This is a genomic window from Pantoea sp. SGAir0184, from assembly GCF_043544755.1.
This window is the reverse complement of the sequence record NZ_CP028050.1, coordinates 3991934-4011723: the sequence shown is the minus strand read 5'-3', so window position 1 is coordinate 4011723 and position 19790 is coordinate 3991934. Positions and strand designations below refer to the sequence as shown.

The window sequence follows — 19790 nt, the reverse complement described above, 5'->3', positions numbered from 1 at the left end:
CAGGAGGAGCAACGATGAAAGGTATCATCTTAGCCGGTGGCTCGGGCACGCGCCTGCACCCGATAACCCGGGCGATATCCAAGCAGCTGCTGCCGGTGTACGACAAACCGATGATCTACTATCCGCTGTCGGTGCTGATGCTGGCGGGGATTCGCGACATTCTTATTATTACCACGCCGGATGATCGCGCCCATTTTGAGCGGCTGCTGGGGGATGGCAGTGAATTTGGCCTGCAGCTGCAGTATGCCGAGCAGCCGAGCCCGGATGGCCTGGCGCAGGCCTTTATCATCGGTGAATCCTTTATTGGCGACGACAGCTGTTGTCTGGTGCTGGGCGACAATCTCTACTTCGGCCAGGGCTTCAGTCCGAAACTGAAAAAGGTGGCCGCGCGCAGCCACGGTGCCACGGTCTTTGCCTATCAGGTCATGGATCCGGAACGTTTTGGCGTGGTGGAGTTTGATGACGACTTCAACGCGCTGTCGATTGAAGAGAAGCCGCAGCAGCCGAAATCGCGCTGGGCAGTCACCGGCCTCTACTTTTACGACAACCGCGTGGTGGAGTTTGCGAAGCAGGTGCAGCCCTCGGCGCGCGGCGAGCTGGAAATTACCGCCATCAACCAGATGTATCTGGAGCAGGGCGAACTGGCGGTGGAGCTGCTGGGGCGCGGCTTTGCCTGGCTGGACACCGGCACCCACGACAGCCTGATTGAGGCCAGCGTGTTCGTGCAAACGGTGGAGAAACGCCAGGGCTTTAAAATTGCCTGCCTTGAAGAGATTGCCTGGCGCAACGGCTGGCTGAGCGATGAGCAGCTGCTGGCAGCGGCACAGGCGTTGACCAAAACCGGCTACGGCCAGTATTTGCTGGATATTCTGCATGCCCGTCCGCGTCAGTATTGATCCCCTTGCGTGGGAGAGCGACTTCTTCCGCTGCGCCACGGCGCGGCTGACGCTGGATGGCGATGTGCCGCTGGCCGAGGCGCTGCAGCAGCCTTACACGCTGTGGCAGGTTAGGGTGCCGGCGCAGGACAGCGCGGCGATAGATGCGCTGAGCCAGCACGGTTTCCAGCTGGTGGAAGGCGAAGCGGATCTGGCGATCAATATCAAACGCACCGAACGGCAGACCGGCGTGCGCATCGCGCGCGAAGCGCAGATCCCGCAGCTGCGCGCGGCAGCGGCCCAGGCGTTTAGCCAGAGCCGTTTTCGTGCCCCCTGGTTTGACGCTGAAGACAGCGGCCGCTTCTACGCACAGTGGATTGAGAACGCGGTGCGCGGCACTTTTGATCACCAGTGTCTGATCGCCTGCGACGAGCAGGGCGCGCTGCAGGGTTTCGTCTCCATGCGCGAAGTCGCCGGTGATGCGCGTATCGGTCTGCTGGCGGTGCTGCCGGCGGCGCAGGGCAACGGCGTCGGTCAGCGTTTGCTGCTGGCAGCTGCCGACTGGGGCCGGGTGCGCCAGCTCGAGCGTCTGCGGGTCGCAACCCAACTCAGCAATCTTACGGCGATGCGCCTCTATTTACGCAGCGGTGCCCGGCTGGAAAGCACCGCCTACTGGTTTTACAGGAAAGCCTGATGATCCCATTTAACGCGCCCCCGGTTGTGGGCACCGAAGTTGACTATATGCAGTCGGCGATGGCCAGCGGCAAGCTGTGCGGCGACGGCGGCTTTACCCGGCGCTGTCAGCAGTGGATGGAGCAGCATTTTGGCAGCAAAAAAGTGCTGCTGACGCCCTCGTGCACCGCTTCGCTGGAGATGGCCGCGCTGCTGATCGATATCCAGCCCGGCGATGAAGTGATCATGCCGAGCTACACCTTTGTCTCCACCGCCAACGCCTTCGTGCTGCGCGGTGCCACCATTGTGTTCGTCGACGTGCGTCCGGATACGCTGAATATCGACGAAACGCAGATTGAAGCAGCAATCACGCCGAAAACGCGCGCCATCGTGCCGGTACATTACGCGGGCGTGGCGTGCGAGATGGATACCATCATGGCATTGGCGGCGAAGCACCAGCTGTATGTGATTGAAGATGCGGCGCAGGGCGTGATGTCGCAGTACAAAGGGCGCGCGCTGGGCACCATCGGCCATATTGGCTGCTTTAGCTTCCATGAGACGAAAAACTACACCGCCGGCGGTGAAGGCGGCGCTACGCTGATCAACGAGGCGAAACTGATCGAGCGTGCGGAGATCATCCGCGAAAAAGGCACCAACCGCAGCCAGTTCTTCCGCGGACAGGTGGATAAATATACCTGGCGCGATATTGGTTCCAGCTACCTGATGGCGGATTTGCAGGCGGCTTATCTGTGGGCACAGCTGGAAGCGGCGGAACGCATCAACCAGCAGCGTCTGCGCCTGTGGCAAAACTATTACGACGCGCTGCAGCCGCTGGCGGCCAGCGGACGCATTGCGTTACCGGCGGTGCCGGCCAGTTGCCGTCACAACGCCCACATGTTCTATCTCAAATTGCGCGATAGCGAGGATCGCCAGGCGCTGATTAACTGGATGAAGGAAGCGGAGATCCTCACCGTGTTCCACTATATCCCGCTGCACTCCTCACCGGCCGGCACGCGTTTTGGCCGCTTCCACGGTATGGATGCGTTCACTACGCGCGAGAGCGAGCGCCTGCTGCGGCTGCCGCTGTTCTACAACCTGTCGGACAACAACCAGCGTACGGTAATCAGTTCGCTGCTGAGCTTCTTTGCCTGATGTCGTTAGCCAGAGCCTCAGTGTGGACCGCCTCGTCCACGCTGGTGAAAATTGTCGCTGGCCTGCTGGTGGTGAAACTGCTGGCGGTGAGCTTCGGCCCCGAGGGCGTCGGCCAGGCGGGTAACTTTCGCCAGCTGATTACCGTGCTCGGCGTGCTGGCCGGCGCGGGTATCTTTAACGGCGTAACCACCTATGTTGCGCAGTTCCGCCAGCAGCCGGCGCAGCTGCGTGCCGTGACCGGCACCGCGTCAGCAATGGTGCTGGGGTTTTCCACGCTGCTGGCGCTGCTGTTTCTGCTGGCGGCGGAGCCCATCAGCCAGGCGCTGTTTGGTCACGCCGCCTGGCAAAACGTGGTGCGTATCGTCGCCTTTTTGCAGCTGGGCATTGCCTGGGCCAACCTGACACTGGCGCTGCTGAAAGGTTTTCGCGATGCGCGCGGTAACGCGCTGGCGCTGATCGCCGGCAGCCTGATCGGCGTGGTGGGTTATGTGCTGTGCTGGTGGCTGGGTGGCTATGCCGGTGCGCTGGTCGGGCTGGCGCTGGTGCCGGCGCTGCTGGTCGGGCCGGCGCTGTGGATGCTGCGACGCCACCGCGAGGAACTGCCGCTGCGCTGGCTGATGCCACAGTGGCAGCCGGCGCTGGCGCGTAATCTGGCCAAATTTACCCTGATGGCGCTGATGACGGCCGTGACCCTGCCGGTAGCCTGGGTGATGATGCGTAATCTGCTGGCGCAGCAGCAGGGCTGGGCACAGGTCGGTCTGTGGCAGGGCGTCACCAGCATCTCCGATGCGTATCTGCAATTTATCACCGCCACGTTCAGCGTCTGGCTGCTGCCAACGCTGGCGCGGCTGGAGCATAAAGCTGACATCGCGCGCGAAATTGGCCGCGCACTGCGCTTTGTGCTGCCGGCGGTGGCGGTGGCCAGCTTTTGCGTCTGGCTGCTGCGCGATGTCGCCATCTGGCTGCTGTTTTCCCCGCAGTTCAGCGCAATGCGCGATCTTTTTGTCTGGCAGTTGTGCGGTGACGTCTTTAAAGTAGGCGCCTATGTTTTCGGATACCTGGTGATCGCCAAAGCCTCACTGCGCTTTTATATTCTCACGGAAATCAGCCAGTTTGTGCTGCTGACCGCCTTTGCGTACTGGCTGATCCCACTGCACGGAACGGCGGGCGCGGCGCAGGCTTACATGGCGACCTACGTGCTCTACTTTGCCCTTTGCTGTGGCGCTTTCTTGATTTATTGCCGGAAAAAATGACGCTATTTCACGTGCTGGGCTCCGATATCCCGCATCACAATCACACGCTGCTGCGCTTCTTTAACGACGTCATGAGCGTTGAATCGCCAGCCGACGCGCCGCGTCAGTTTATGGTGGTATCGGCCGCGCCGGATACCCTGCTGGCCTATCCCCAGCTGCAGATCGACGTGTATCCCAGCAAGCGCGCGCTGGCGCAGGCGGTGATCGCACGCGCCGCCGATCGCCGTCAGCGCTTCTTCTTTCATGGCCAGTTCAATCCGCGCCTGTGGCTGGCGCTGCTCAGCGGCAAGCTGCGGCGACAGCAGGCGTTCTGGCACGTCTGGGGCGCCGATCTCTATGAAGAGGGCGCCGGGCTGAAGTACCGCCTGTTTTATCTGCTGCGGCGTATCGCCCAGGGGCGCATGGCGCAGGTGTTTGCCACGCGCGGCGATCTGCACTTTTTCCAGCAGCGCCATCCGCGCGTGCCCACTTCGCTGCTCTATTTTCCAACGCGTATGCCGGAGGCCGCGATACCCGCACCTGCCGCCAGCGACAGCTTTACCATTCTGCTCGGCAACTCGGGCGATCGCAGCAACCGGCACATTGAAGGATTGCAGGCGATTCGCCGCCAGTTTGGTGAGCAGGTTAACGTGGTGATCCCGCTCGGTTATCCGGCCAGCAACTATGAGTACATCGATGAGATTGATGCTGCCGCGCAGCGCCTGTTTCCGCGCGGCCAGGTGACGCTGCTGCGCGACAAAATCGACTTCACTGCCTATCTGCAATTGCTGAGTCGCTGTCAGCTCGGTTATTTTATGTTCGAGCGTCAGCAGGGCATCGGTACGCTGTGCCTGCTGATTCAGGCCGGCATTCCGTTTGTGGTTAACCGTAAGAATCCGTTCTGGCGTGACCTGAGCGAGCAGGGGCTGCCGGTGTTATTTAGCGCTGATGCGCTGGATCGCACGCGCGTGGCGGAGGCGCAGCGTCAGCTGGCGCAGTGCGATCGTTCCGCTATCGCCTTTTTTGCCCCGGGCTATCTGGCGGGATGGCGCCACGCCCTGGCGGAGAGTGAAAGGGAGTCGACATGAGCCTGCTGCAGTTTAGTGGTCTGCTGGTGGTGTATCTGTTTTCGCTGGGCTTCATTCTGACGCTGACCTGGCGCGAATTTAAACGGGTGCGTTTTAATTTCCACCTGTTCTTTACCCTGCTGTTTTTACTGACCTTTTACTTTGGCTTTCCGCTGACCAGCGTGCTGGTATTCCGCTTTAACGTCAGCGTGGTGCCGGCAGACTATCTGCTGCAGGCGCTGCTGGCCGCCACCAGTTTCTACGCCATCTATTACGTCAGCTACAAAGTGCGGCTGCGGCTGCGGCCTGCGCAGGCGGCGCCGCGCAAACCCTGGCTGACGATGAACCGGGTGGAAACCCATCTGACCTGCCTGCTGCTGGCGCTGGTGGCGGTGGGAACCGTCACGGTGTTCTTTATGCATAACGGCCTGCTGCTGTTCCGGCTGTCGGCCTATAACCAGATCTTCTCCAGCGAAGTGTCCGGCGTGGCGCTCAAGCGTTTTTTCTACTTCTTCATTCCGGCGATGCTGATCCGCTATTTCCTTAATCCTACCCAGCGCCAGTGGCTGCTGTTTTTGCTGATCACGGTGGCGTTTGGTCTGCTGACCTATGCGCTGGTGGGCGGGACGCGCGCCAATATCATCATCGCCTTTGCGCTGTTCCTGTTCATCGGCATTACGCGCGGCTGGATTACGCTGTGGATGCTGGTGGGGGCCGGCGTGATGGCGATTGGCGGCATGTTCTGGCTGGCGCTGCGTCGTTACAATCTGGATGTGGTGGGCGATGAAGCGTTTTACACGTTTCTCTATCTGACGCGCGACACCTTTTCGCCGTGGGAAAACCTTGCGCTGCTGCTGCAGAATTACGACAAAATCGATTTTCAGGGGCTGGCACCGATCTGGCGTGATTTCTACGTGTTTATCCCTGGCTGGCTGTGGCCGGATCGGCCCTCAATGGTGCTCAACAGCGCCAACTATTTCACCTGGGAAGTGCTGAATAATCACTCCGGGCTGGCGATTTCGCCCACGTTGCTCGGTTCGCTGCTGATCATGGGCGGCGCAGGCTTTATTCCCCTTGGGGCGATAGCGGTCGGGCTGTTGATGAAAGGGTTTGATTCTCTCTACCAGCAGGGGCGCGAAGCCGGCAACCGCTACAGCGGTGCCATTTTGCAAAGCTTCTGCTTTGGCGCGGTGTTCAATATGATCGTGCTGGCGCGCGAAGGGCTGGATGCCTTCGGCTCGCGCGTGGTGTTCTTTTGCCTGATTTTCGCCGCCTGCGTTGGGCTGGCGAAGTTACTTTTCTGGCTGTTAGCGCGTGCCGGGCTGATTCGCCCACGCGCGGAGCCAGTTTTATCGCGCTCTGCTTAACCTCCGGGCCTGACGGGAAATACCGACCATGGAAACCGATCATCCGCGTTATACCCTGCGCGGCATCGATTTACACGCTTTCGCCGATATGGCGAGCTTTCTTCACTTTCTGCTGCCGGACGGCAAGCCGCGCAGCGGCACGCTGGTGGCGATCAACGCTGAAAAGATGCTGACGCTGGAAGAGGATGCCCAGCTGCGCGCGCTGATCGCCGCCGCGGAGATCAAATACCCGGACGGCATCAGCATTGTGCGTTCGCTGCGTAAAAAATACCCGCAGCTGACGGTGAACCGCATCGCCGGCGCCGATCTGTGGGAAGCGCTGATGGAACAGGCGGGCCGCAGCGGTATTCCGGTGTTTTTAATCGGCGGGCGTGAGCAGGTACTGCAGGAAACCTGCGATAAATTACGCCGTCAGTGGAATGTCAACATCGTGGGCAGCCAGAACGGCTACTTCGCTCCAGCCGAACGCGAGGCGCTATTTGCGCGCATTGCCGCCAGCGGGGCGCAGATTGTGACCGTGGCGCAGGGATCGCCGCGCCAGGAGCTGCTGATGCGCGACTGCCGCGAACACTGGCCGCACGCGCTGTATATGGGCGTCGGCGGCACCTATGACGTCTTTACCGGCCACGTCACGCGTGCGCCGCGCATCTGGCAGCAATTAGGGCTGGAGTGGCTGTATCGCCTGATACGCCAGCCGTCACGCTGGCGCCGTCAGTTAAAACTGCTGAAATATTTACGCTATCACTGGCGCGGCGATCTGTAACGCGGCAGGAATAGTGCTGTAATTCCGGCAGGTTAAGCAGGCAAATTGCGTTATTTATCGACGGAATGCACAAAGCGTAAGCAAACGCGATTTTTTTATGAAAAAGCACTGGACAGCCTGGAGTCAAATACGTAGTATGCCCATCCGCAACGGCGCTACGCGCCCGTAGCTCAGCTGGATAGAGCGCTGCCCTCCGGAGGCAGAGGTCTCAGGTTCGAATCCTGTCGGGCGCGCCATTTAGTTTGTGCGCAAGAGCTTCGGTGGTTGGTTTAACCGCGTTATGCAGTGCATTAAGTAAGCGGTTACGCTTACGCACCAGAATTATGGTGGCTATAGCTCAGTTGGTAGAGCCCTGGATTGTGATTCCAGTTGTCGTGGGTTCGAGTCCCATTAGCCACCCCAGATTTTGCTGGGACATGCGAAGGTGGCGGAATTGGTAGACGCGCTAGCTTCAGGTGTTAGTGTTCTTACGGACGTGAGGGTTCAAGTCCCTCTCTTCGCACCAGGCAAAACGAGTAAGCAGTAACAGGCAGTACAAAATCGGCGAGTAGCGCAGCTTGGTAGCGCAACTGGTTTGGGACCAGTGGGTCGGAGGTTCGAATCCTCTCTCGCCGACCATCATTTAAGAAACCTGCTTTGCAAAAAACAGGTTTTTTTTCGTCTGTAGGAAATAGAGGATGAGAACCTCCGAAGGAGGTTTGAGCCGAGCGCAGCGAGACAACGTTGCGTCAGCAACGGCCCGCAGGGCGCTTCTCGCAGAGAAGCGTAATCCTCTCTCGCCGACCATCATTTAAGAAACCTGCTTTGCAAAAAGCAGGTTTTTTTTCGTCTGTAGCAAAAGAGGATGAGAACCTCCGAAGGAGGTTTGAGCCGAGCGAAGCGAGACAACGTTGCGTCAGCAACGGCCCGCAGGGCGCTTCTCGCAGAGAAGCGTAATCCTCTCTCGCCGACCATATTCGAAAAGCCCGCTTTGCAAAAAGCGGGCTTTTTTCGTTCGTAGTAAAAGAGGATGAGAACCTCCGAAGGAGGTTTGAGCCGAGCGCAGCGAGACAACGTTGCGTCAGCAACGGCCCGCAGGGCGCTTCTCGCAGAGAAGCGTAATCCTCTCTCGCCGACCATCATTCATGAAACCTGCTTTGAAAAAAGCAGGTTTTTTTCGTCTGTAGCAAAAGAGGATGAGAACCTCCGAAGGAGGTTTGAGCCGGGCGCAGCGAGACAACGTTGCGTCAGCAACGGCCCGCAGGGCGCTTCTCGCAGAGAAGCGTAATCCTCTCTCGCCGACCATCATTCATGAAACCTGCTTTGAAAAAAGCAGGTTTTTTTCGTCTGTAGCAAAAGAGGATGAGAACCTCCGAAGGAGGTTTGAGCCGAGCGAAGCGAGACAACGTTGCGTCAGCAACGGCCCGCAGGGCGCTTCTCGCAGAGAAGCGTAATCCTCTCTCGCCGACCATATTCGAAAAGCCCGCTTTGCAAAAAGCGGGCTTTTTTCGTTCGTAGTAAAAGAGGATGAGAACCTCCGAAGGAGGTTTGAGCCGAGCGCAGCGAAGGAAGAGCAGTCGGGGAAGTTGTCGCTATTACGCGACATATAACCTGCTGATTTTTAATAGTCTTACCTTTCCTTGCACAGCCTGTCGCTCAGCGGAGACAGCTTTAAGCAGGTGTGTCGCAAATTCCCGACGTTGCTGCCGCGCTCTGTCCCTTACTGCTGGCTAAATGACTGATATAAAATAACTTCCCGTGATTCATGCCATTCTGGCACGCTTTGTGCAATAATCTCAGCGTAGATGCTCATTCCACCTCTTATGTTTGCTAATGCTACATAAACCTGGGAATGATGCAGAGCCCCTTACGGTATCCGTTGTCCAGCTGGCAGTAACGTGCACGCGCTACTGCAGTAAGAAGGACATTACGTTGAGTCGGATACCATCAGTTGTCTTACCGACCTGATCTTACACCTGCTTCTGGCAGGTGTTTTTTTATCTGCCGTTCACGGATTGATGCCGTATTCCCTGCACGCTCTTTGAGGCAAAAAAAAGCCGGGACTGGCCCGGCGTGCACAAAAATAACAACTGTAAAATCAGGCGCCAGGATTGTTCTTCAGCGTCAGTAACAGACCTTCGCGACGCATTTTAGCCGCGTCTTCCGGGCGATGCAGGCGATCGTAAACGTCCGCCAGCCAGGCGTAGTCAAAGCCATCCGGACGCTGTGCCAGCGCCTGCTGGAAGGCTTCTGCGGCCTGCTGCCATTCACCGTGGCGCATCAGCAGCTGGCCGAGCGTGCTGTGCAACAGCGGCGTGGCACCGTGCTGTTTAATCTGCTGACGCAGCGCTTTCTCCAGTGCCTGCGGGTCACCGCTTTTGATGCGCGGCATCAGCAGCACCAGCCGATCGTCATACTGACGCTTCAGCCCTTCCAGCACGATGCTTTGCGCGGTGTCCGGATCGTCGCACTCGATCAAATGCTCAGCCATCGCCACCTGCAGCGCGGTCTCCTGACGGGTTTTGCGACTCTGGTTCTGCCACCATTTTTTCAGGCCTTCGCTGCCCTGATCGGCCATGGCCTGATTCATCAGACCCAGCCACGCCTGCTGCTGCAGCGCGTTACGCTGGTTCTCATCGTTAATCTGCGCCTTCTGCATGGAGGGCAGGATATCCAGCAGTGCGCCCCAGGCGCCGGTGCGGATATAAGCCTGCTCGGCCAGACGCAGCACTTCCGGATGGCGCGGCGCCACTTCCAGCAGGCGATCAATACCGTGACGTGCGGCGTGATCTTCATTACGCGCCAGCTGCAGGCGCACGCGGGTGATCTCAACCGGAATGGTATCGTTCTCGGAGAGCTCAGAGGCGCGCTCCAGATGCTGGTTAGCACGGATTTCATCGCCACGCTGCTGCGCTGCTTCCGCCGCCAGCAGATAGTTCGCCACCGGCTGATCGGCGTGATCGGCATTCTTTGACAGCAGCTTTTCTACCTGACGGTAATCACCTTCCGCCAGCTTCATCAGCGCGCTTTGCGTGTGACGCTGAGCGCTGCGACGTTTCCGCCCGGTGAACCAGCCGCGGGTGCGGGCGCCGGTGCGGAACAGGCGACGCAGAATCCATTCGACCAGCAGAATTACCAGCAGGCTGAGAATCAGGATGATGGCCAGACCGGTGACGCTGGTCTCAATGTTCCAGTTATCGGTCTGGATCAGCACGTAGCCCTGATGGCCGGCAACCATCGGTCCCAGCACAATGCCGGCAATCAGCAGCAGGAAAAGCACCAATACTTTCAGCATGGTTAGCCTCCCTGTTGATCAGCCGCAGCCGATGGCTGCGCCAGCAGATTGCGCACGCGCGTTTGCATCAGTTTTTCCAGCAGCGCCTGGCTCTCCAGCGTGTCCGGCACGTCCATCGAAATACTTTGCTGACTCAGCTCGTCGAGCTGGGCGAGGAAGGCTTTGGTTGCCGCATCGTTAGTGTCGTACCAGGCACGCACCCAGGTGGATACCGCATCGATGGACTGTTTGTAGATCTCATCCTGATGGCGCGGCACCGCCTGCGCAGCAATCAGCAGACGTGAACGGATGTTTTCGCGCAGATAAACATCCTGATTCGGTGCCAGCAGCGGCTGCGCGGTATTATCGCGGCGGCGGATGGTGATGAAATCATCCATGAAGTTGTGCCAGCTCTTCACCAGATTCTGACGCCATTCGTGCAGCGAGCTGGAGAGCTCACCGCTGTCGGCATCCATCGGCGACTCATCGCTGTCGTTATCGGCCAGACGCAGATTATCCACGCCGTTCGACAACTGGTTCAGCTTGAGGATGATGCCGTCGTAGTCCACCTGGCTGACCGCCGCCAGTGAACTGATATCCTGGGTCAGCGCGCGGCGCACGTTCATGATGCTGGGATCGTTCATCTCCGCCAGGCTGGTGTCCGCGCTTTTCAGCAGCGCTGCCGCGGTGGTGACGTCCTGATCGCTCCACAGTTTGCGACCCGCCAGTTTGACTAGGTAGTCGGCCTGCGCCAGCAGCCAGGTGCGGGTATCGTTGCCGGAAATAGTGGCCACTTTTTCACGCAGCGTCTCCAGCTCTTTGGCGCTGTTATCCTGCTGGCTGCGCGCTTCCTGCAGCGCGGTGTTGGCATCCGCCAGCTGCTGCGAGAGCTGTTGTTTATCGCTGCCCAGTTGCTGCTGCAGGGCGCTCAGCTGCTCGCTCAGGTTCTGGTTAGTCTGAGCCTGTAAGTCGGCCTGGTGTTTCCCATTCAGGTAAAGTCCCGCGCCAATCGCCAGTGCAATGACAATTGCCACCGCGCTCAGCACCTTGCCGTCGCTCTTTTTCGCACGAGGCGGCTGGCTGGCTGGCGTCGGGGAAGTGTCCGCAGGGGTGGTTTCTTCAACCATGGCGGAGGAGTCTTTTTGTTCCGTCATTGTGGCTCATCCCAATGTTAAGTTCAGCGTAACGCACGCAGCAGCGCGTCGTTATCCGCACCATCGGCTACCTCAATCTCCTGCCAGCCTAATTCGGCGGCCTGGGTAGCCAAACGTTCACTGACGACCAGCAGTCGACAGTGCAGCAGCCATTCCCGCCGATCGATTGGCGGAAACAGCGCAAACAGTTGTTGTAACATTTCACCGCTGGTCACCACCAGCGTGGTAATACCGCGATCGCGCCAGCGACGGCCTTCAATCGCGCCGTCGTACTGCTTTTCACAGCGCTGATAGCACTCACAGTATTGCACGTCCGCGCCGCGGGCGATCAGCGTCTCCGCCAGCAGTTCACGGCCCGGACTGCCGCGCAGAATCAGCGCACGCTTGCCGCTGACCTGCTGCAGGCGATTCAGCCGCACCAGCTCTTCGCTGGTTTCCCGCGCATGCGGATAGTCAACTTTCAGATTACTGACGGTGTGCAGCGCCAGCGCGGTGCTGCGACCAATGGCATAATAGTCGAGAAATGCCGGCCACGCGCTGCACTGCTGCTGTAAAGCGGGCTGGGCAAAGTGCACCACCTGCTGCGACAGCAGAAATACCAGGTCACCGGGCTGCAGGGCGGCCAGCTTTAGCGGCAGTTGGGGGAGATCGCGACCCGGCGTGAATTCAATCAGCGGAAACGACCACGCCAGTTTGCCCTGGCTGCGCAGGCGCGCGACCAGTTCGCTGGCGGCGGGTTCCGGACGGGTCACGAGGATAGTCATGCGGGCGGCTGTCCCTGATAAACTTCACGCAGAATGTCACGCGCACCGCCATCCAGCAGCTCTTCGGCCAGTGAAATTCCCATCTGTTCGGCCTGTTCACGCGGGCCGCGGCGTTCGCCCACCACCATCTGGCTGCCATCCGGCGCACCGACCAGGCCGCGCAGCCACAGCTGATCGTCTTCCAGCACGGCAAAACTGCCGATCGGCACCTGACAGCCGCCTTCGAGACGGGTATTCATGGCGCGCTCAGCGCGCACGCAGACGGCGGTGTCGCTGTGGTTCAGCGCCTGCAGCAGCGTAATTAACGGCTGATCGTCGAGGCGGCATTCAATGCCGACCGCGCCCTGGCCCACCGCCGGCAGGGAAAACTCCGCCGGCAGCGCCTGGCGAATGCGATCTTCCAGTCCAAGGCGTTTCAGCCCGGCGGCAGCAAGAATGATGGCGTCATACTCGCCGGCGTCCAGTTTGCTGAGACGCGTACCGACGTTACCGCGCAGCGAGCGAATCACCAGGTCCGGGCGCCGTGCGCTAATCTGGCACTGGCGACGCAGGCTGGACGTGCCGACCACCGCGCCCTGCGGCAGCGCGTCGATCGAGGAATAATGATTCGAGACGAATGCGTCGCGCGGATCTTCGCGCTCGCAGATGGTCACCAGTCCCAGACCGTCGGGAAAATCGACCGGCACATCTTTCATGGAATGCACCGCCATATCGGCACGGTTTTCCAGCATCGCCAGCTCAAGCTCTTTGACAAACAGTCCTTTGCCACCCACTTTCGCCAGCGGCGTATCAAGGATGACATCACCTTTGGTGACCATCGGCACCAGCTCAACCTGCAAGCCGGGATGCGCAGCCATCAGGCGCTGTTGGACATATTGTGCCTGCCACAAGGCAAGCGGGCTTTGCCTGGTAGCAATTCTGAAAATTTTGTTTAACATGCTGTTAACCATTTTGATCGTTCATCGATTATCCTATCATTGATAGGGGAATGCTGTCAGTTTCAACGGATTGACCAGGCTGCAATCTCAGACCGGAGCCCGCTTTTTACGGCGTCAGATTCTGAGGCTGGAGTCCGAAAATGCAGGGCTACGTTTGGAACGTGCTAAACTGTCAGGTAGCGCAACTTTCTTTACGGTCAATCTTCCAGGTGTTAGATTGATCACGTTTCCAGCAATAATTTGCCCGACATCTTTATTATTAAGCGGCAGATTTTGGAAACAGGGTGCTTAACACTGGGACAATCAGGCGAAACGTCTTGTACCTCTACATTGAGACACTGAAACAGAGACTGGATGCGATTAACCAGCTGCGTGTAGATCGCGCACTGGCTGCCATGGGACCTGCTTTCCAGCACGTCTACAGTCTGCTGCCAACATTACTGCATTATCATCATCCGCTGATGCCGGGTTACCTTGAAGGTAGCGTTCCCCATGGCGTCAGCTTCTTTGCGCCTGATGAAAACCAGCAGCAGCTGCTGCAACAGTTAGCGGGCGACCATCCGCTCGACCTCAGCAGCGCGGTGAAGGGCGAACTGCCTATCACCGGCATCTACTCGATGGGCAGCACCTCGTCCGTCGGCCAGAACAGCGTCTCCGATCTCGACATCTGGGTATGCCATCAGTCATGGCTGGATAACGAAGAGCGTCTCAATCTGCAGCGCAAGTGTACGCTCCTGCAAAAATGGTGTGTGTCGCTGGGTGTGGAAGTCAGCTTCTTCCTGATCGACGAAAACCGTTTCCGCCATAATGAGAGCGGCAGCCTCGGCGGTGAAGACTGCGGTTCTACCCAACACATTTTACTGCTGGATGAGTTCTACCGTACCGCCGTGCGCATGGCGGGGAAACGCATTCTGTGGAACATGGTGCCTGGCGAAGAAGAACATCACTACGACGATTACGTGATGTCGCTCTATTCACAGGGCGTGCTGACGCCGAATGAGTGGCTGGATCTCGGCGGTCTCGGCACGCTGTCGGCGGAAGAGTATTTCGGTGCCAGCCTGTGGCAGCTGTATAAAAGTATCGATTCGCCGTACAAAGCGGTGCTGAAAACCCTGCTGCTGGAAGCTTACAGCTGGGAATACCCAAACACGCAGCTGCTGGCGATGGATATCAAACAGCGGCTGCACGACGGCGAAATTGTCTGCTTCGGTCTCGATCCCTACTGCATGATGCTGGAGCGCGTGACGCGCTACCTGACCAGCGTCGATGACACCGCGCGCCTCGACCTGGTGCGCCGCTGTTTCTACCTCAAAGTGTGCGAAAAACTCTCCAGCGAGGAGCAGCATCCGCGCGCGGGCTGGCGGCGTGAAATTTTGTCGCAGCTGGTGAAAGAGTGGGGCTGGGACGATGAGAAGCTGGCGGTGCTGGATAATCGCGCGCAGTGGAAAATCGAACGGGTGCGCGAGGCGCACAACGAGCTGCTGGATGCGATGATGCAGAGCTATCGCAACCTGATCCGTTTTGCCCGTCGCAACAATTTAAGCGTCAGCGCCAGCCCGCAGGACATCGGCGTGCTGACGCGTAAATTGTACGCCGCGTTTGAAGCGCTGCCGGGCAAAGTCACGCTGGTGAACCCGCAAATCTCGCCCGATCTGTCGGAAGAGAACCTGACCTTTATTCATGTGCCGGCCGGGCGCGCCAATCGTGCCGGCTGGTATCTGTATAACCAGTCGCCGGACATGAGCTCAATCATCAGCCATCAGCCGCTGGAATATAACCGTTATCTCAACAAGTTAGTGGCATGGGCGTGGTTTAACGGACTGCTGACGCGCAAAACCCGTCTGCACATTAAGGGCAACGAATTCTGCGATCTGCCGCGCCTGCAGGAGCTGGTCAACGATGTCTCCAGCCACTTCCCGCTGCGTCTGCCGGCACCGACGCCGAAAGCGCTCTATAGCCCGTGCGAAATCCGGCATCTGGCGATCATCGTTAACCTCGAACACGATCCGACCTCGGCGTTCCGCAATCAGGTGGTGCACTTCGACTTCCGAAAGCTGGATGTATTCAGCTTTGGTCAGCAGCAGCAGTGCCTGATCGGCAGCATCGATCTGCTGTACCGCAACTCGTGGAACGAAGTGCGTACGCTGCACTTCAGCGGCGAGCAGGCGATGATTGAAGCGCTGAAAACCATTCTGGGCAAAATGCATCAGGACGCCGCACCGCCGGACACGGTGGAAGTATTCTGCTACAGCCAGCATCTGCGCGGTCTGATTCGTACCCGCGTGCAGCAGCTGGTGTCGGAATGCATTGAGCTGCGTCTGTCGAGCACGCGTCAGGAGCCGGGCCGCTTTAAAGCGCTGCGCATGGCCGGTCAGACCTGGGGTCTGTTTTTCGAACGTATGAGCGTTTCGGTGCAGAAGCTGGAAAATGCGGTCGAGTTTTACGGCGCGATTTCCAACAACAAGCTGCACGGTTTGTCGATCAAAGTTGAATCGAACCAGACGCCGCTGCCACCGGTGGTCAACGGCTACGCCAGCGAAGGCATCATTCAGTTCTTCTTTGAAGACACCAGTGACGATCGCGGCTTCAACATCTATATCCTTGATGAAAGCAACCGGGTTGAGGTGTATCACCATTGCGAAGGCAGCAAAGAAGAGCTGGTGCGTGACGTCAGCCGTTTCTATTCGTCGTCGCACGATCGCTTTACCTACGGCTCGAGCTTTATCAATTTCAACCTGCCGCAGTTCTATCAGATTGTGCACGCCGGCGATCGCTTTCAGGTGATTCCGTTCCGCAGCCAGACGCTGACGCAGCTGTGCGCCACCCAGCCGGATAACGACAACGGCGACTTCCAGCCGCGCTACCAAATGCACTAAAGCCGCTGCGCTGTACGCAGTGGCCTGCCCCCGTTTCTGAACCTTCTGCCGGATATTTCCTGTTGCTTTTACAACGTCAACTGCGATGATAAGCAGTTGGGATTTGGATAAAAAGAGCAGACAGAATGATACGAGTGATGAGCCAGCTGGGTATGGCGCTGGCACTGGTCAGCCTGGTAGGCTGTGGCCTGAAAGGACCGCTGTATTTCCCGCCCAACGATCGGCCGCAACAGAAAAATCAGCCGGTGACTGAGCAGCAGCAGAAAGCGGCACAGGATGCGGATACCAGCGGCCTGGTCACCAGCAAACCGGCTGGCGTGCAGGCGAATTAAACCCGATGAGTCATCCGGCGGAGCAGAAAATGCAGTTCTCGAAAATGCACGGTCTCGGTAACGACTTTATGGTCGTCGATGCCGTGACGCAAAACGTCTTTTTTTCGCCGGAACTGATTCGCCGCCTGGCGGATCGGCATCTGGGGATCGGCTTCGATCAGTTGCTGATCGTCGAGCCACCTTACGATCCGGATCTCGATTTCCACTACCGCATCTTCAACGCTGACGGCAGCGAAGTGGCGCAGTGCGGCAACGGCGCGCGCTGTTTTGCCCGCTTTGTTCGCCTCAAAGGGCTGACCAATAAAAGCGACATTCGCGTCAGCACTCAGACCGGCCGCATGGTACTGAGCGTCACCAGCGATGAGCTGGTACGCGTTAACATGGGCGAGCCCAACTTTGACCCGCAGCAGGTGCCGCTGCGCGCTAACAAGGCGGAAAACCTCTATCTGCAGCGCGTGGCCGAGCAGACCGTGATGTTTGGCGCGGTATCAATGGGCAATCCACACTGCGTGATTCAGGTTGAAAGCGTGAAAACCGCCGCGGTGGAGACGCTCGGTCCGGCACTGGAGAGCCATGAGCGCTTTCCCGAGCGCGTGAACGTCGGCTTTATGGAAGTGGTCAATCCGGAACACATCCGTCTGCGCGTGTATGAACGCGGCGCGGGCGAAACCCAGGCGTGCGGCAGCGGCGCCTGCGCCGCAGTGGCCTGCGGCATTCAGCAGGGCATTCTGGCGGAGAAAGTGCGCGTCGATCTGCCCGGCGGCACGCTGCATATCGCCTGGAAAGGGGCCGGTCAGCCGCTGTTTATGACCGGGCCAGCCACACACGTCTATGATGGGTTTATTCATCTATGAAAAATATCGAAGAGCAGACCGACAGCGCGGTTTTGCTGGACGATCAGGCGGTGAGCGCCTGGCTGCGTCACAACCCCGATTTCTTTATTCGCAATGCGCGCCAGGTTGAGCAAATGATGGTGCCGCATCCGGTGCGCGGCAGCGTATCGCTGGTGGAGTGGCATATGGCGCGTCAGCGCAACCACATCCAGCAGCTGGAAGAGGAGATTACGCTGCTGATGGAGCAGGCAACCGCCAATCATCAGCTGTTCGATCGCCTGCTGGCGTTGCAGAGCCATCTCGCGGCCGCCGATAGCCTGCAGGAGATGCTGACGCGGCTGCATCGCTGGGCGCGCGAGCTTGGCCTGGCGGGCGCCAATGTGCGGCTGTTCAGCGACCGCTGGCGCATCGGCGCACCCTCCGATTTCACCCAGCTTAGTCTGTCACGCCAGGCGTTTGAGCCGCTGCGCATCCAGCGCTTTGGTCAGCAGCATCACTACCTTGGCAGCCTGAACGGACCGGAGTTGCTGCTGCTGCTGCCGCAGGCAAAAGCCGTCGGATCGGTGGCGATGTCGCTGATGGGCGAGCAGGGCGATCTCGGCGTGCTGATCTTCAGCAGCCGCGACAACCAGCACTATCAGGCAGGCATGGGCACGCTGCTGCTGCAGCACCTGGCACAAATGCTGCCCGACCTGCTGTCTCGCTGGGTTGAGCGCGCATGAGCAGCGCCAGCCCGCTGTTGCCGGCCGTTGAGGGCTTTCTGCGCTATCTGAAAGTCGAACGCCAGCTCAGCCCGCTGACGCAAAAGAATTACCAGCGCCAGCTGCAGGCGCTTATCGCCATGGCGGATGACATGCACATTACCGCCTGGTCGCAGCTGGAACCGGCACAGGTACGCAGTCTGGCGGCGCGCAGCCGGCGCGGCGGTCTCGGGGCCAGCAGCCTGGCCCTGCGCATGTCGGCGCTGCGCAGCTTTCTCGACTGGCAGGTCAGTCAGGGCATGCTGAGCGCCAATCCGGCGAAAGGCATCGCCACGCCGCGCAACGCACGGCATCTGCCAAAAAATATGGATGTCGATGAAGTCAGCCAGCTGCTGGAGATCGACCTCGACGATCCGCTGGCGGTGCGCGACCGCGCCATGCTGGAAACCATGTACGGCGGCGGTTTACGTCTCGCTGAGCTGGTGGGCATCGACTGTCGTCATCTGGACCTGGAGAGCGGTGAAGTCTGGGTGCGGGGCAAAGGCAGCAAAGAGCGCCGCGTGCCGATTGGCGGCACCGCCGTCACCTGGCTGCAGCACTGGCTGCCGTTACGCAACAGCTTCGCGCCGCAGGATGATGCGGTTTTTGTATCGACGCGCGGCAGCCGTATTTCGGCGCGCAATGTGCAGAAACGCTTCGCCGAATGGGGCATTAAGCAGGGCGTCGCCAGCCATATCCACCCGCATAAGCTGCGCCACTCGTTTGCTACCCATCTGCTGGAATCGAGCGGCGATCTGCGCGCGGTGCAGGAGTTGCTCGGCCACGCCAACCTCTCGACCACGCAAATCTATACCCACCTGGATTTCCAGCATCTGGCGTCGGTATACGATGCGGCACACCCGCGTGCCAAACGAGGAAAGTCTGAATGAAGTTTTATCGCCCGCTGGGCCCGATCAAAGCCATCACCTTCGATCTTGACGATACGCTGTATGACAACTATCCGGTGATCCGTAAAACCACGGCGGAATCGCACGCTGCACTGCAGGCGTATCACCCGGCGCTGCGCGAGTTTACGCCGGAAGATTATCAGGCGCTGCGCGATGAACTGCTGCTGCGTGAGCCGGAAATTTACCACGATGTCTCTGAGTGGCGTCGCCGCTCGGTAGAGCTGGCGCTGCTCAACGCCGGACTGCCGGCCGCGCAAGCCAGCGCAGGTGCCCGGGACGTGATGAGCGTGTTTCACCAGTGGCGCAGTGCGGTGGAGATGCCAGAAGAGACGCATCAGACGCTGGCCTGGCTCGGCGAGCGCGTGCCGCTGGTGGCGATCACCAACGGCAACGCCGACCCGCAAAAGCTCGGCATTGATCACTACTTCCAGTTCGCGCTGCGCGCCGGTCCGCACGGCCGCGCCAAGCCGTGGCAGGATATGTACCATCTGGCCGCCGGACGGTTGGACATTGCGCCGCAGCATATTCTGCACGTCGGCGATGACCTGACCACCGACGTCGCCGGTGCGCTGCGCGCCGGTCTGCAGGCGTGCTGGATCAACCTGCGTGACGGCAATCTGATGAAGATTGATGACGCGCGCCTGCTGCCACACGTGGAAATTCATCAGTTGGCATCGCTGACCTCGCTGCTATAATGGCTGTAAATTTATCCAGTCGTATTCTGTATTCTGCAACGCGCGGCCGTGCAGGCTGTGTGTCACCAGCCTGATCGCTTAGCTGATTACGCCCTCGCAGATGTCTGCCCTTGCCGCCTGGCGGCAACGCGAACGGTGCAGGATACGCATCCTACTTGCTTAAAACGGT

Annotated in this window: 17 protein-coding genes, 4 tRNA genes and 5 other RNA genes; 22 read left to right on the top strand and 4 right to left on the bottom strand. The window is 59.2% G+C overall.

Going from position 1 to position 19790, the window contains the following annotated elements:
• The first annotated feature begins 14 nt into the window (after window positions 1-14).
• The 16 genes from rfbA (at window position 15) to C1N60_RS18915 (ending at window position 8578) form a co-directional block, all read left to right on the top strand.
• On the top strand, window positions 15-896 hold the full coding sequence (gene rfbA, locus C1N60_RS18990; RefSeq protein ID WP_021506985.1) for a glucose-1-phosphate thymidylyltransferase RfbA: 882 nt from the start codon (window positions 15-17) through the stop codon (window positions 894-896).
• The gene (rffC, locus tag C1N60_RS18985) at window positions 874-1569 is read left to right on the top strand and encodes a dTDP-4-amino-4,6-dideoxy-D-galactose acyltransferase (RefSeq protein WP_394521191.1); all 696 of its coding nucleotides are present in this window, start codon (window positions 874-876) and stop codon (window positions 1567-1569) included. Before rfbA ends, rffC begins: the two co-directional genes overlap by 23 nt.
• The gene (gene rffA / locus C1N60_RS18980) at window positions 1569-2699 is read left to right on the top strand and encodes a dTDP-4-amino-4,6-dideoxygalactose transaminase (RefSeq protein WP_394521190.1); all 1131 of its coding nucleotides are present in this window, start codon (window positions 1569-1571) and stop codon (window positions 2697-2699) included. The genes rffC and rffA overlap by 1 nt, the downstream gene beginning before the upstream one ends.
• On the top strand, window positions 2699-3952 hold the full coding sequence (gene wzxE / locus C1N60_RS18975) for a lipid III flippase WzxE (RefSeq protein ID WP_394521189.1): 1254 nt from the start codon (window positions 2699-2701) through the stop codon (window positions 3950-3952). The genes rffA and wzxE overlap by 1 nt, the downstream gene beginning before the upstream one ends.
• Window positions 3949-5019, top strand: a complete 1071-nt coding sequence (locus C1N60_RS18970; protein ID WP_058775511.1) for a TDP-N-acetylfucosamine:lipid II N-acetylfucosaminyltransferase — start codon at window positions 3949-3951, stop codon at window positions 5017-5019. The genes wzxE and C1N60_RS18970 overlap by 4 nt, the downstream gene beginning before the upstream one ends.
• Window positions 5016-6365, top strand: coding sequence for an ECA oligosaccharide polymerase (wzyE, locus tag C1N60_RS18965; protein ID WP_394521188.1), 1350 nt, complete (start codon window positions 5016-5018; stop codon window positions 6363-6365). Before C1N60_RS18970 ends, wzyE begins: the two co-directional genes overlap by 4 nt.
• A gap of 28 nt (window positions 6366-6393) precedes the next feature.
• Window positions 6394-7128 carry a lipopolysaccharide N-acetylmannosaminouronosyltransferase gene (wecG, locus tag C1N60_RS18960; protein WP_021506979.1) on the top strand — a complete coding sequence of 245 codons (735 nt, stop codon included), beginning with the start codon at window positions 6394-6396 and terminating at the stop codon, window positions 7126-7128.
• 159 nt (window positions 7129-7287) lie between these two features.
• A tRNA-Arg gene (locus C1N60_RS18955) sits at window positions 7288-7364 on the top strand.
• Between the two features lie 90 nt (window positions 7365-7454).
• A tRNA-His gene (locus C1N60_RS18950) sits at window positions 7455-7530 on the top strand.
• Window positions 7531-7546: 16 nt separating this feature from the next.
• Window positions 7547-7633: transfer RNA gene (locus tag C1N60_RS18945), tRNA-Leu, on the top strand.
• Between the two features lie 36 nt (window positions 7634-7669).
• Window positions 7670-7746 (top strand) — tRNA-Pro (locus tag C1N60_RS18940).
• Window positions 7747-7784: 38 nt separating this feature from the next.
• Window positions 7785-7914: non-coding RNA, RtT sRNA (locus C1N60_RS18935), on the top strand.
• A 37-nt stretch (window positions 7915-7951) separates the two neighbouring features.
• Window positions 7952-8081, top strand: a non-coding RNA gene (locus C1N60_RS18930) — RtT sRNA.
• Between the two features lie 35 nt (window positions 8082-8116).
• Window positions 8117-8246, top strand: a non-coding RNA gene (locus C1N60_RS18925) — RtT sRNA.
• A 36-nt stretch (window positions 8247-8282) separates the two neighbouring features.
• A non-coding RNA gene (locus tag C1N60_RS18920) (RtT sRNA) lies at window positions 8283-8412 on the top strand.
• Between the two features lie 36 nt (window positions 8413-8448).
• Window positions 8449-8578, top strand: a non-coding RNA gene (locus C1N60_RS18915) — RtT sRNA.
• A gap of 627 nt (window positions 8579-9205) precedes the next feature.
• On the opposite strand, the gene hemY is transcribed toward C1N60_RS18915, so the two are convergent.
• The 4 genes from hemY to hemC are packed head-to-tail and all read right to left on the bottom strand — an operon-like array spanning window position 9206 to window position 13237.
• Window positions 9206-10402 carry a protoheme IX biogenesis protein HemY gene (hemY, locus tag C1N60_RS18910; RefSeq protein WP_058775512.1) on the bottom strand — a complete coding sequence of 399 codons (1197 nt, stop codon included), beginning with the start codon at window positions 10400-10402 and terminating at the stop codon, window positions 9206-9208.
• Window positions 10403-10404: 2 nt separating this feature from the next.
• The gene (gene hemX / locus C1N60_RS18905; protein WP_058758109.1) at window positions 10405-11535 is read right to left on the bottom strand and encodes a uroporphyrinogen-III C-methyltransferase; all 1131 of its coding nucleotides are present in this window, start codon (window positions 11533-11535) and stop codon (window positions 10405-10407) included.
• A gap of 23 nt (window positions 11536-11558) precedes the next feature.
• The gene (gene hemD / locus C1N60_RS18900) at window positions 11559-12299 is read right to left on the bottom strand and encodes a uroporphyrinogen-III synthase (protein WP_394521187.1); all 741 of its coding nucleotides are present in this window, start codon (window positions 12297-12299) and stop codon (window positions 11559-11561) included.
• Entirely contained in the window at window positions 12296-13237 is a 942-nt protein-coding gene (gene hemC / locus C1N60_RS18895) for a hydroxymethylbilane synthase (RefSeq protein ID WP_031279613.1), read from the bottom strand. Before hemC ends, hemD begins: the two co-directional genes overlap by 4 nt.
• Window positions 13238-13554: 317 nt before the next feature.
• On the opposite strand from hemC, the gene C1N60_RS18890 reads away from it, so the two are divergent.
• The 6 genes from C1N60_RS18890 to yigB all read left to right on the top strand — a co-directional run bounded on the left by C1N60_RS18890 (window position 13555) and on the right by yigB (window position 19621).
• Complete coding sequence (locus C1N60_RS18890; protein WP_021506974.1) at window positions 13555-16113, top strand: class I adenylate cyclase; 2559 nt, start codon at window positions 13555-13557, stop codon at window positions 16111-16113.
• A 125-nt stretch (window positions 16114-16238) separates the two neighbouring features.
• On the top strand, window positions 16239-16445 hold the full coding sequence (locus C1N60_RS18885; RefSeq protein ID WP_022548017.1) for an LPS translocon maturation chaperone LptM: 207 nt from the start codon (window positions 16239-16241) through the stop codon (window positions 16443-16445).
• A gap of 29 nt (window positions 16446-16474) precedes the next feature.
• Complete coding sequence (dapF, locus tag C1N60_RS18880) at window positions 16475-17299, top strand: diaminopimelate epimerase (RefSeq protein ID WP_031279612.1); 825 nt, start codon at window positions 16475-16477, stop codon at window positions 17297-17299.
• Entirely contained in the window at window positions 17296-18000 is a 705-nt protein-coding gene (locus C1N60_RS18875; RefSeq protein WP_058781631.1) for a DUF484 domain-containing protein, read from the top strand. The genes dapF and C1N60_RS18875 overlap by 4 nt, the downstream gene beginning before the upstream one ends.
• Complete coding sequence (gene xerC / locus C1N60_RS18870; RefSeq protein ID WP_021506971.1) at window positions 17997-18908, top strand: tyrosine recombinase XerC; 912 nt, start codon at window positions 17997-17999, stop codon at window positions 18906-18908. Before C1N60_RS18875 ends, xerC begins: the two co-directional genes overlap by 4 nt.
• Window positions 18905-19621: a 5-amino-6-(5-phospho-D-ribitylamino)uracil phosphatase YigB gene (gene yigB / locus C1N60_RS18865; RefSeq protein ID WP_394521186.1), complete on the top strand. Its 717-nt coding sequence runs from the start codon at window positions 18905-18907 to the stop codon at window positions 19619-19621. The genes xerC and yigB overlap by 4 nt, the downstream gene beginning before the upstream one ends.
• The last annotated feature ends 169 nt before the right edge of the window (window positions 19622-19790 follow it).